Annotated in this window: 8 protein-coding genes; 5 read left to right on the top strand and 3 right to left on the bottom strand. The window is 70.0% G+C overall.

Going from position 1 to position 11798, the window contains the following annotated elements:
- Positions 1 to 28 precede the first annotated feature (28 nt).
- Together QC818_RS17450 and QC818_RS17445 are read right to left on the bottom strand one after the other, a co-directional pair.
- Complete coding sequence (locus QC818_RS17450; RefSeq protein WP_309654145.1) at positions 29 to 556, bottom strand: invasion associated locus B family protein; 528 nt, start codon at positions 554 to 556, stop codon at positions 29 to 31.
- A gap of 123 nt (positions 557 to 679) precedes the next feature.
- The gene (locus QC818_RS17445; protein ID WP_309654144.1) at positions 680 to 2254 is read right to left on the bottom strand and encodes a BCCT family transporter; all 1575 of its coding nucleotides are present in this window, start codon (positions 2252 to 2254) and stop codon (positions 680 to 682) included.
- 239 nt (positions 2255 to 2493) lie between these two features.
- Between QC818_RS17445 and fdhA the strand changes: the two genes are divergently transcribed.
- From fdhA to QC818_RS17425, 4 genes are all read left to right on the top strand, one after another.
- On the top strand, positions 2494 to 3687 hold the full coding sequence (gene fdhA, locus QC818_RS17440) for a formaldehyde dehydrogenase, glutathione-independent (protein WP_309654143.1): 1194 nt from the start codon (positions 2494 to 2496) through the stop codon (positions 3685 to 3687).
- Positions 3688 to 4161: 474 nt separating this feature from the next.
- Positions 4162 to 5880: an NAD(P)H-dependent oxidoreductase subunit E gene (locus QC818_RS17435; RefSeq protein ID WP_309654142.1), complete on the top strand. Its 1719-nt coding sequence runs from the start codon at positions 4162 to 4164 to the stop codon at positions 5878 to 5880.
- A gap of 12 nt (positions 5881 to 5892) precedes the next feature.
- Positions 5893 to 8802, top strand: coding sequence for a formate dehydrogenase subunit alpha (fdhF, locus tag QC818_RS17430; protein WP_309654141.1), 2910 nt, complete (start codon positions 5893 to 5895; stop codon positions 8800 to 8802).
- Positions 8771 to 9010 carry a hypothetical protein gene (locus QC818_RS17425; RefSeq protein ID WP_309654140.1) on the top strand — a complete coding sequence of 80 codons (240 nt, stop codon included), beginning with the start codon at positions 8771 to 8773 and terminating at the stop codon, positions 9008 to 9010. Before fdhF ends, QC818_RS17425 begins: the two co-directional genes overlap by 32 nt.
- Positions 9011 to 9109: 99 nt before the next feature.
- Here the strand turns inward: QC818_RS17425 and QC818_RS17420 are convergent, their stop codons facing one another.
- Positions 9110 to 10396, bottom strand: a complete 1287-nt coding sequence (locus tag QC818_RS17420; protein ID WP_309654139.1) for an aromatic ring-hydroxylating oxygenase subunit alpha — start codon at positions 10394 to 10396, stop codon at positions 9110 to 9112.
- Between the two features lie 331 nt (positions 10397 to 10727).
- Here QC818_RS17420 and QC818_RS17415 point away from each other — a divergent pair.
- A partial coding sequence (locus QC818_RS17415) for an FAD-binding oxidoreductase (RefSeq protein ID WP_309654138.1) occupies positions 10728 to 11798 on the top strand: 1071 nt, incomplete at its 3' end.

The raw sequence follows: 11798 nt of genomic DNA, 5'->3' as shown, positions 1-11798 counted from the left end.
GCTTCTTGCGTTGCGGCACATGGCTCGCTCAGGGCGCGATCCGTTCGCTGGCCGCGGTGAAGCCCATCAGCGAGATGGTCAGGTCCCGGCGGTTGCCGCGGGGATCGATCAGGCTGAGGGTCGCGTCGGTGCCGCCGCGCAGTCGCTGCAGCAGGGCCGGCTCCAGCGGCAGGTCGGCGCGGCAGCCCGGCTGGTCGCAGACCTGGTAGGGGAAGCCGACGCCTTCGCCGTCGTCGACGCTCAACTGGAGCCCCGGCGCCAGGCGCACGCCCAGCGGCAGCAGGAAGGTCATGACCGGATGGTCGGCCTGGGGCGGCTGGGCGATGATCACCCGCATCAGCGGCTGGTTGCCGTCGGGGGCGGTGATCAGCTGGGTCATGCTGCATTGGCCGGCCGCGCCGCCGGTGGGACAGCGCACTTCCCATTGCTGGAATCGTTCGCTGTCGTAGTCGCGGCGGGCATCCTCGCTGGAGACGCTGGTCTGGGCGAGGGCGGCGGTGGCCCAGGTCATCAGGAGCAGCAGGCCGGTCAGGCCTGACGCGAGTCGCTTGTGCATGAATACACCCTCTATGGGAATGGAGGCAGACGAGGCCCGGGCGCCGCCAGGCGGGCCCGGGCCGGGTGTCCACACCATGCCTGCTGGCGGCCGCGAGGTCGAGCCCCGCGGCCGCCAGCGGCGTCAGGTGGCTGGCGCCGTTCCCAGGGCGCGCTGTTCCTCGCGCAGGCTCTTGACCAGCCCCACGCACATCACCAGCAGCACCAGGGTGAAGGGCAGGCCGGTGGCCACGGCGCCGGCCTGCAGGGCGCCGAGCGCCTGGTCCCCGCCGCCGTAGAGCAGGATGCCGGCGATCACCCCTTCCAGGGTGGCCCAGAACACCCGCTGGGTACGCGGCGCATCGGTCTTGCCGCCGGCGGTGATGTTGTCGATCACCAGCGAGCCGGAGTCCGAGGAGGTGATGAAGAACACCAGCACCAGCACGATGGCCATGGTGGAGGTCAGGGTGGTCAGCGGCAGGTGCTCGAGCATCTGGAACATCGCCAGCGACACCTCGCCGATGCCGTCGGCCAGGGCTCCGACCCCGCCCGCGGACTGGGCCAGGGCGTTGCCGCCGAAGGCGCTCATCCACACCACGGTGACCAGGGTCGGCACCAGCAGCACCGCCATCAGGAACTCGCGGACCGTGCGGCCCCGGGAGACCCGGGCGATGAACATGCCGACGAAGGGCGACCAGGAGATCCACCAGGCCCAGTAGAACACCGTCCAGCCGTGGAACCAGGTGCTGTCCTCACGACCGATCCAGTTCGACAGCGGCACGATGCGGCTCAGGTAGGCGACGCTGGTGTCCCACAGGCCGTTGACGAACAGCATCGTGGAGCCGGTGATCGCCACGAACACCAGCAGCAGCAGGGCGATCACCATGTTGATGTTGGAGAACAGCTTGACCCCGCCGTCGATGCCCCGCCACACCGAGAACAGCGCCACCACGGTGACGCCGACGATGATGGCGATCTGGGTGCCCAGGGTGTTGGGCACGTCGAACAGGTAGTTGAGGCCGCCGGCGGCCTGGGAGGCGCCGAAGCCCAGCGAGGTGGCCAGGCCGAAGATGGTCGACAGCACCGCGACGATGTCGATCACATGGCCGACCCAGCCCCGGGTCCGCTCGCCCAGCAACGGCGTGAAGGCCGAGCGCAGGGTCAGCGGCAGGCCGCGGTTGTAGGCGAAGAAGGCCAGCGACAGGCCGACCACCGCATAGATCGCCCAGGGGTGCAGGCCCCAGTGGAACATGGTGGCGCCCATGGCGGCGCTGGCGCCCTCGGCGGTGCCGGCGGGGGCGTTCAGGGGGGTGCCGTACCAGTCGGTGTAGTAGGCCACCGGCTCGGCCACGCTCCAGAACATCAGGCCGATGCCCATGCCGGCGGCGAACAGCATGCTGAACCAGGACAGCGTGGAGTGCTCCGGCCGGGCCTGGGGGCCTCCCAGGCGGATGCGTCCCAGGGGCATCACGATCAGCGCCAGACACAGCACCACGAAGACGTTGCCGGCGATCATGAACAGCCAGTCGAAGCGCTCGATGGCGAAGCCCCTGGCCGCGGTCAGCTGGCTGTTGGCGGCGTCGGGATAGATCAGGGCGTACAGGATGAAGGCCAGGATGGCCAGGGCCGAGAGGGGAAAGACCGGGTTGTGGAAGTCCAGGCCCAGCCACTGCTTGTTGTCCTGGCCCGGCGCCAGGATGGGGTCGTCGTCTTGGGTCATGCGCATTCCTCTGTTGTTGTTGTGGCGTCGCCGCGGCGACGCCGCACATTCTTGTCGCGAGCGGCGAACGAGGAATGTCGTCAGAGCGACCTCGAGATAGGCGTCATCACCATGGCTTCCGGGATGTCTCTCACAGGCATGGCGGTGCCTCGCTGGGAACATTGCATGCGGGGGGAGCGGCTAAGGTCGTGAAGCGGCATGCCAGCCGCCCCTCACAACAAGACGTAAGGAAGCCAGCCATGAGTGCAGCCAACCGCGGAGTCGTCTATCAGGGTCCGGGCCGAGTCGCCGTCGAATCGCTCCCCTATCCGGAGCTGGCCCTGGGCAATCGCAAGTGCGATCACGGCGTGATCCTCAAGGTCGTCACCACCAATATCTGCGGCAGCGACCAGCACATGGTGCGCGGGCGCACCACCGCGCCCTCCGGCCTGGTGCTGGGCCACGAGATCACCGGCATGGTGGTCGAGTGCGGGCGCGACGTGGAATTCATCCGGCCGGGCGATCTGGTCTCGGTGCCGTTCAATATCGCCTGCGGCCGCTGCCGCAACTGCAAGGAAGGCAAGACGGGCATCTGTCTCAACGTCAATCCGGCCCGCCCCGGCGCCGCCTACGGCTACGTCGACATGGGCGGCTGGGGCGGCGGCCAGACCGAGTACGTCATGGTCCCCTACGCGGACTTCAATCTGCTGAAGTTCCCGGACGCCGACCAGGCCATGGACAAGATCAAGGACCTCACGCTGCTGTCCGACATCTTCCCCACCGGCTTCCATGGCTGCGTGACCGCCGGGGTCGGCCCGGGCTCCACCGTCTACATCGCCGGCGCCGGCCCGGTGGGCCTGGCCGCGGCGGTCTCCGCCCAGTTGCTGGGGGCGGCCTGCGTGATCGTCGGCGACATGATCGAGGAGCGCCTGGCCCAGGCCCGCAGCTTCGGCTGCGAGACCCTCGATCTGACCCTGGAAGGCGACATGGCCGACCGGGTCGAGGCGATCCTCGGCGAGCGCGAGGTCGACGCCTTCGTCGACTGCGTCGGCTTCGAGGCTCATGCCTGCGGCTGCAACCACGGCAAGGAGGCGCCGGCGACGGTGCTGAACTCGGCGATGCAGATGACCCGCGCCGGTGGCCAGATCGGCATTCCGGGGCTGTACGTGACCGAGGACCCGGGAGCGGCGGACGAGGCGGCCAAGCAAGGGGCCCTGAGCATGCGCTTCGGTCTCGGCTGGGCCAAGTCCCACAGCTTCCACACCGGCCAGTGCCCGGTGATGCAGTACCATCGGCCGCTGATGCAGGCGATCCTGTTCGACAAGGTCAAGATCGCCGATGCGGTCAACGTCCAGATGATCAGCCTGGACGAGGCGCCCAAGGGCTACGCCGACTTCGACGGGGGCGCGGCCAAGAAATTCGTCATCGACCCTCACGGCAGCGTAGCGGCGTAAGGGCGGTTTCGGCGCCCCCGGGGCGCGGCCAGCCGATTCGGGGCATCGACCCTCACGGCGGCGTGGCGGCGTAAGGGCGCTTTCGGCGCCCCCGGGGTGCGGCCAGCCGATTCGGGGCATCGACCCTCACGGCGGCGTGGCGGCGTAAGGGCGGTTTCGGCGCCCCCGGGGCGCGGCCAGCCGATTCGGGGCATCGACCCTCACGGCGGCGTGGCGGCGTAAGGGCGGTTTCGGCGCCCCCGGGGCGCGGCCAGCCGATTCGGGGCATCGATCCCCGCGGCGGCGTAACAAGCGCCAGCCGTGTTAGCCGGGGCACCGATGTGCGCGGGGCCGCGCCAACTGTCGCGCCGGGAGGCCTTGCCGAAAAACGACATCGGCATATCCCTGACCTCGTCCCGGGCGCGTCGCGTCGTTGCCAGGTGACGGGGGCAGTGCCAATCTTCGGTAAGCAAGCCGCCGACCGAAGAGTCCGCCATGAGCGTCGAGACCGTGACCCCCAAGCGCCGCTTCCGCGGCACCCCACGCGGCCGAGAGCTGGATCCCGCTGCCCTGGAGGGCCTGCGCGAGCTGCTGGGCGACGAGCGCGCCGATCCGGCGCTGCGTCGACGTGACCTGCTGATCGAGCACCTGCATGCCATCCAGGACGATCGCGGGTATATAGCGCTCGACGCGCTGCGGGCGCTGGCCGCCTATATGAACCTGCCGATGGCGGCGGTCTACGAGACCGCCACCTTCTACGCCCACTTCGACGTCATCCACGACGACCAGGCGCCGCCGCCGGCGATCACCGTGCGGGTCTGCGATTCGCTGTCCTGCCGGCTGGCCGGCGCCGCCGCCCTCGAGAGCGCCCTCGCGTCCGGCGCCGACCCGGCGGCGGTGCGGGTGCTGCGCGCGCCCTGCATGGGGCGCTGCGACATGGCCCCGGTGGTGGAGGTGGGCCAGCGCCACGTCAATCATGCTACCCCGGAGGCGGTGGAGGCGGTGATCGACACCGGGCATTTCCACCCCGAGGCGATCCTCTGGCAGAGGCTCGACGCCTATCGCGCCGCCGGCGGCTACCGCCTGCTGGCCGACTGCCGGGCCGGCAGGGTGAGCGTCGAGGCGCTGATGAAGGCCCTCGAGGCCGCCAACCTGCGTGGGCTGGGCGGCGCCGGCTTTCCCACCTTCAAGAAGTGGGGCTTCGTGCGCGCCGAGCCGGGCCCGCGCTACTGCGCCATCAACGCCGACGAGGGCGAGCCCGGTACCTTCAAGGATCGCCACTACCTGGAGCGCGAGCCCCATCGCGTCCTCGAGGGCGCCCTGGTCAGCGCCTGGGCGGTGGAGGCCGAGGCTCTCTACATTTACCTTCGCGACGAGTATCCCGGCCTGCACCGGGTGCTGCATGCCGCCATCGCCGAGCTGGAGACGGCGGGACTCGCCGAGCCCGGTTACATCGTGCTGCGCCGCGGCGCCGGCGCCTATATCTGCGGCGAGGAGTCGGCGATGATCGAGTCGCTGGAGGGCAAGCCCGGCAAGCCGCGGCACCGTCCGCCCTTCGTCGCCCAGCGGGGGCTCTTCGATCGCCCGACCCTGGTCAACAACGTCGAGACCGTCTACTGGGTTCCCCGGATCTGGGAAGAGGGCGCCGAGGGGATCGCCGCCCAGGGGCGCCATGGCCGCAAGGGGCTGCGCAGCTTCTCGGTGTCCGGGCGCGTCAACCGCCCCGGCGTCCACCTGGCCCCGGCGGGCATCACGCTGAACGAGCTGGTCGAGGAGTACTGCGGCGGCGTCCCCAACGGCCACCGGCTGGCCGCCTACCTGCCCGGCGGCGCCTCCGGCGGCATCCTGCCGGCGAGCAAGGCGGACCTTCCCCTCGACTTCGACACCCTCCAGGCCGAGGGCTGCTTCATCGGCTCGGCGGCCATCATCGTGCTCTCCGACCGGGACGACCTGCGCGACGTGGCCACCAACCTGCTGGCCTTCTTCGCCGACGAGTCCTGCGGCCAGTGCACGCCCTGCCGGGTGGGCACCGAGAAGATGCTGACCCTGCTCGAGCGGGACACCTGGAAGGCGGCGGACCTGGAGCGGCTGTCCCGGGTGATGATGGACGCCTCCATCTGCGGGCTCGGCCAGGCGGCGCCCAATCCGGTGCTGGGCCTGCTGAGGGATTTCCGCGACGCGCTCGCCGCCCAGAACGTGATCGTCAAAGGGTAGGGAGGGAAGACCATGACCACCCACGAGGGCGTTAACGAAGGCTTCACCCTGATCCTGGACGGCGTGGAGGTGGAGGCCGCCCCCGGCGAGACCCTCTGGCAGGTCGCCCGGCGTGCCGGCGAGACCATTCCCCACCTGTGTTTCAAGGACGCCCGCGGCTACCGGGCCGACGGCAATTGCCGGGCCTGCATGGTGGAGATCGAGGGCGAGCGGGCCCTGGCCGCCAGCTGCCTGCGCGAGGCCGCCCCGGGCATGGTGGTTCACAGCGCCTCCTCCGAGCGCGCGCGCACCGCCCGGGAGGGGGTGCTGGAGCTGCTGGTCGCCGACCAGCCGACCCGGGAGACGAGCCCCGACCGCTCCAGCCACTTCTGGGCCACGGCCGACGCCCTGGGCATCGACGCCGAGGCGGTGCGCCGGTGGCTGCCGCCGAGCTCGGCCCGGGCCGAGTCCACCGTCCACCACGCGCCCGAACGCGCGACCTCGACGACCCAGGACCGCTCGCACACCGCCATGGCCGTGAACCTGGACGCCTGCATCGAGTGCAACCTCTGCGTGCGGGCCTGTCGCGAGGTCCAGGTCAACGACGTCATCGGTTTGGCCCATCGCGGGGCGGCGGCCAAGGTGGTCTTCGACTTCGACGCCCCCATGGGCGAGAGCACCTGCGTGGCCTGCGGCGAGTGCGTCCAGGCCTGTCCCACCGGGGCCCTGATGCCGGCCACCCTGGTCGACGAGGCGGGACGCGGCGATTCGGCGATGGCCGACCGCAGCGTGGATTCCGTGTGTCCCTACTGCGGCGTGGGCTGCCAGCTCACCTATCACCTCAAGGACGACGAGATCCTGCACGTCACCGGCCGCGACGGCCCCGCCAACCACGGCCGGCTGTGCGTCAAGGGGCGCTTCGGCTTCGACTATCCGCGCCATCCCGCCCGGCTGACCACGCCGCTGATCCGCCGGAGCGGCGTGCCCAAGGGGCTGGATCCGGCCTTCGACCCGGCCGAGCCGACCACTCACTTCCGCGAGGCGAGCTGGGAGGAGGCCCTGGACCTGGCCGCCCGGGGCCTGGTCGACCTCAAGGCGGCCCACGGGCCGTCGGCGCTGGCCGGCTTCGGCAGCGCCAAGTGCTCCAACGAGGAGGCCTGGCTGTTCCAGAAGCTGGTGCGCACCGGCTTCGGCTCCAACCACGTCGATCATTGCACCCGGCTGTGCCACGCCAGCTCGGTGGCGGCGCTGATGGAGTGCATCGGCTCCGGCGCGGTCACCGCCTCCTTCCTGCAGGCCGCCCGGGCCGAGGTGGTGATCCTCACCGGCTGCAACCCGGCGGTGAACCACCCGGTGGCGGCGACCTTCTTCAAGCAGGCCGCCAAGCGGGGCACCAAGCTGGTCGTCATCGACCCCCGGGGCCAGGCCCTGGGGGCCTACGCCCACAAGACCCTGCGCTTCAGCCCGGGCTCGGACGTGGCGCTGTTCAACGCCATGCTCAACGTCATCGTCGGCGAGGAACTCTACGACCGGGCCTACATCGACGCCCACACCGAAGGCTTCGCCGCGCTGGCCGAGCACGTCCGCGACCTGCCCCCCGAGGCGATGGCGCCGAGCTGCGGTGTGTCCCCGGAGGACATCCGCGAGGTGGCCAGGCTCTATGCCAAGGCCGAACGGGCGATGATCTTCTGGGGCATGGGCATCTCCCAGCACGTCCACGGCACCGACAACGCCCGCTGCCTGATCTCGCTGGCCCTGGCCTGTGGCCACACCGGGCGTCCCGGTACCGGGTTGCACCCGCTGCGCGGCCAGAACAACGTCCAGGGGGCCTCGGACGCCGGCCTGATCCCCATGGTGCTGCCCGACTACCAGCCGGTGGGCGACGCCCAGCTCCGGGCCGCCTTCGAGGAGCTGTGGAACACGCCCCTGGACGCCACGCCGGGGCTGACCGTGGTGGAGATCATGGACGCCATCCGTGACGGGGTGATCCGCGGCATGTACATCCTCGGCGAGAACCCGGCGATGTCCGACCCGGACCTGGAGCATGCCCGGGCCGCCCTGGGGGCCCTGGAGCACCTGGTGGTGCAGGACCTGTTCGTCACCGAGACCGCCCAGTTCGCCGACGTCATCCTGCCGGCCTCCGCCTGGCCGGAGAAGGACGGCAGCGTGACCAACACCAACCGCCAGGTGCAGCTGGGCCGCCAGGCCACGCCGCTGCCGGGGGATGCCCGCCCCGACTGGTGGATCATCCAGGAGATCGCCCGGCGCTTCGGCCTGGCCTGGGACTACGCCCATCCCCGGGACGTCTTCGCCGAGATGAAGCGGGGCATGGCCTCGCTGGATCACATCACCTGGGAGCGCCTGGAGCGCGAGGGCTCGGTGACCTACCCCTGCCCGGCGGACGACGCCCCGGGCGCCGACGTGGTGTTCGGCGACGCCTTCCCCACGGCCAGCGGCCGGGCGCGCTTCTCGCCGACCCTGCCGCTGCCCCCGGACGAGCCCGTCGACGGCGACTATCCCACGGTGCTGACCACCGGCCGCCAGCTGGAGCACTGGCACACCGGCTCCATGACCCGCCGGGCCCGGGTGCTCGACGCCCTGGAGCCCGAGGCCGTGGCCAGCCTGGCGCCGGGGGAGCTGCGCCGGCTCCGACTCGCCCCGGGGGAGGCGGTGACCATCGCCACCCGGCGCGGCCATATCACCCTGAAGACCCGGGTCGACCCCGGCATGGCCGAGGGCATGGTCTTCGTGCCCTTCTGCTACGCCGAGGCGGCCGCCAACATCCTGACCAACCCGGCACTCGATCCCGACGGCAAGATCCCCGAGTTCAAGTATGCCGCCTGTCGGCTGTCACCGGCGGGAGCCTCGGCCGAGGCGCCGACCCGAGGGCCAAAGAGAGGAGAGCACGACCATGATGATCGTCGAACTGATCGACGGGGATGACTTCCGCGAGCGCCTGGTGGCGCTGGGCATTCGCATCCCCGAGGGGGCCTGTCCCGAGACCTGCGCCCGCACGGCGCTGCGCAAGCACGCCGAGGTGGGGGTGCCCGGGCTCCGGGAAGGGGTGCACGAGATGATGGAGCAGGCCGACGTCATGCTGCCTTCGGTGCGCGAGGCCATCGAGCGCTTCCTGCTGCCCGCCCTGCGCTGACCCCGGGAACGACAGGCGCCCCGCCCGATCGCATCGGGCGGGGCGCCTGTCGTTGGGGCGCGATGCCGGACCGCCGGGATCCGGCGGCGGTCGCCGGACTCAGCCCTCGGCCAGCTCCAGGTGAGGCGTGGCGACGCCGAGCCCCGCCAGCATGCGCTCGCTGTACCAGTCGATGAAGTCGATCACCCCGAACTCGAAGGTCTCGGAGTAGGGGCCCGGCTCGTAGCCCTTGGAGTTGATGCCCCGCTGGTTCTCCTCGGCCAGGCGGCGGTCCTGGTCGTTGGTGGCGTCCCAGACGCGGCGCAGCCGGGCGGGGTCGTAGTCGACGCCTTCCACCGCGTCCTTGTGCACCAGCCACTTGGTGGTGACCACCGTCTGCTGCGGGCCGAGCGGCATGACCCGGAAGACCACGGCATGGTCGCCCATGAAATGGTTCCAGGAGTTGGGCAGGTGCAGGATGCGCAGGGCGCCGAGGTCGGCGCTCGGCAGCCGGCCCATCAGCTTCCTGCAGCCCGGCTGGCCGTCCAGGGTCATGGACACGGTCCCCTCCAGCAGCGGGGTGCGGGTCAGGCGGTTACGCTTGCCGATACGCTTGAGCCGCCAGGGCACCCCCATGGCCTCCCACTCGCCCTGCTTGCGCTCGACCAGCGCCTTGTAGGCCGGCGTGGCGCGCGGGTCGTCGCTGTCGTCGAATTCCTGCAGGGAGTTGAGCAGTTCCGGGTGGGCGCCGCTGCAGTGGTAGCACTCGCGGTTGTTCTCGATGACCAGCTTCCAGTTGGCCTGCTCGACGATGCTGGATTCCACCGCCACCTTGACGTTGTCCATCTCGTAGGGCGCCAGGTAGTGCTCCAGGGTCTCGAGGAGCTCGTCGATGGCCGGAGGCTCGTCGGCCAGGCTGACGAAGATGTAGCCGCCGGCGGTGCGTACGTTGACCGGCTTGAGGCCGTAGGCGGAGAGATCGAAGTCCTTGCCCATGTCGGTGCCGGCGAACAGCAGCCGGCCGTCCAGCTCGTAGGTCCACTGGTGGTAGGGGCAGACCAGCTTGGCCACCTTGCCTCGGTCGCTGACGCACAGCCGCGATCCCCGGTGGCGGCAGACGTTGTGGAAGGCATGCACCTCGCCGTCGTTGCCGCGGACGATGACCACCGGGTTGTCGCCGATCTCCAGGGTGATGAAGCTGCCCTTGGTGGGGATCTCGCAGGTCAGGCCGGCGAACAGCCACTCCTTTTCGAAGATCTCCTGCATGTCCAGTCGGAACAGCCGCTCGTCGTTGTAGAAGGGCTGCGGGAGCGAGAAGTGGCGCCGACGGTTCGTCAGCATCTCGGCGGTGGCCTCGCGGGCGGGGGCCAGGGGATCATCCAGGCGGTCGAGTGACATGGGATCCATCAAGACACTTCCTCATGGCTTGGCCGGTCGGGCGGCCTCGTGATTGTTGGGAGGGGTTCGTCAAGGTCGTGTACGCCGCTCACTGGTAGGCCCCGTGGCGGGTTGCAGCGAGTGTGAAACAGCCCTCGCGCGGGCGGTTGTCTGCCGGCGACGCGGGGCGATGCGTCAGCGACCCGGTGCGGGGCTCGATCGAGTCGGGGTGGACGAGACGGACATGCCCGTGTCGCTGCCAGGCAAGTGGCGACGGGCGTCGCTGCGCAGAATTCGCTCAACGGCAGGCGGTGGTACCGCGGTCGGAGACCCTCCCGCTGCACCCCCAGGCGACGCGACAATGACAATGAACTTCCTCAACCCCGTCACCACCCAGACCTGGACCAACGGCCGCCACATGGTGCGCTGCGTCAAGGTGATCCAGGAGACCTGGGATACCCGCACCTTCTGCTTCATGGCCGAGCAGCCGGTCATGTTCTTCTTCAAGCCGGGGCAGTTCGTGACCCTGGAGCTGGAGATCGAAGGCCAGCAGGTAATGCGCTCCTACACCATCTCGAGTTCGCCGTCGGTGCCCTACAGCTTCTCGATCACCGTCAAGCGGATGCCGGGCGGCGTGGTCTCCAACTGGCTGCACGACAACCTCAAGATCAACGACGAGCTGGCGGTCCACGGCCCGGTGGGCAACTTCAACATCATCGACTACCCGGCCGACAAGCTGCTGATGCTCTCCGGCGGCGTGGGCATCACCCCGCTGATGTCCATGGTGCGCTGGCTGTTCGACACCAACGCCGCCGTGGACGTGGAGTTCGTCCACAGCGCCCGCACGCCCCGGGACCTGATCTTCCATCGCGAGCTGGAGCACATCTTCTCGCGGATCCCCGAGTTCAAGCTGCACCTGGTGTGCGAGCGCGGCGACGAGCTGGGCGAGGCCTGGTCCGGGTTCCGCGGCTTCCTCACCCAGCCGATGCTCGAGCTGATGGCGCCGGACTTCATGGATCGCGAGATCTTCTGCTGCGGGCCCACGCCCTACATGAACGCCGTCAAGCACCTGCTCGAGGCCAACGGCTTCGACATGGCGCACTATCACGAGGAGTCCTTCGGGGCGACGCCGCTGGACGTCCAGGAGGAGGTCATCGAGCACGTCGAGCAGGCCGAGGCCGAGGCCGAGGAGCTCGACGTCGCCGACATGCTCAGCGTCGAGTTCAGCGCCACCGGCAAGAGCGTGCGCATCCAGCCGGGGGAGACGGTGCACAGTGCCGCCGCCAAGCTGGGCCTGCACATTCCCAAGGCCTGCGGCATGGGGATCTGCGGCACCTGCCGGGTGCCGCTGACCGCCGGCGAGGTGGACATGGACCACAACGGCGGCATCACCGACGAGGACGTCGCCGAGGGCTATATCCTGTCCTGCTGC

It is taken from the genome of Halomonas koreensis (genome assembly GCF_031451675.1).
Taxonomy (GTDB): domain Bacteria; phylum Pseudomonadota; class Gammaproteobacteria; order Pseudomonadales; family Halomonadaceae; genus Halomonas; species Halomonas koreensis.
Note: the sequence above shows the minus strand (reverse complement) of the source record. Positions and strands in the feature narration are given on the sequence as shown.

Coding starts and splice junctions, on each gene's coding strand:
- QC818_RS17450 (WP_309654145.1), bottom strand. CDS start 556: ATGCACAAGCGACTCGCGTCAGGCCTGACCGGCCTGCTGCTCCTGATG.
- QC818_RS17445 (WP_309654144.1), bottom strand. CDS start 2,254: ATGACCCAAGACGACGACCCCATCCTGGCGCCGGGCCAGGACAACAAG.
- fdhA (WP_309654143.1), top strand. CDS start 2,494: ATGAGTGCAGCCAACCGCGGAGTCGTCTATCAGGGTCCGGGCCGAGTC.
- QC818_RS17435 (WP_309654142.1), top strand. CDS start 4,162: ATGAGCGTCGAGACCGTGACCCCCAAGCGCCGCTTCCGCGGCACCCCA.
- fdhF (WP_309654141.1), top strand. CDS start 5,893: ATGACCACCCACGAGGGCGTTAACGAAGGCTTCACCCTGATCCTGGAC.
- QC818_RS17425 (WP_309654140.1), top strand. CDS start 8,771: ATGATGATCGTCGAACTGATCGACGGGGATGACTTCCGCGAGCGCCTG.
- QC818_RS17420 (WP_309654139.1), bottom strand. CDS start 10,396: ATGGATCCCATGTCACTCGACCGCCTGGATGATCCCCTGGCCCCCGCC.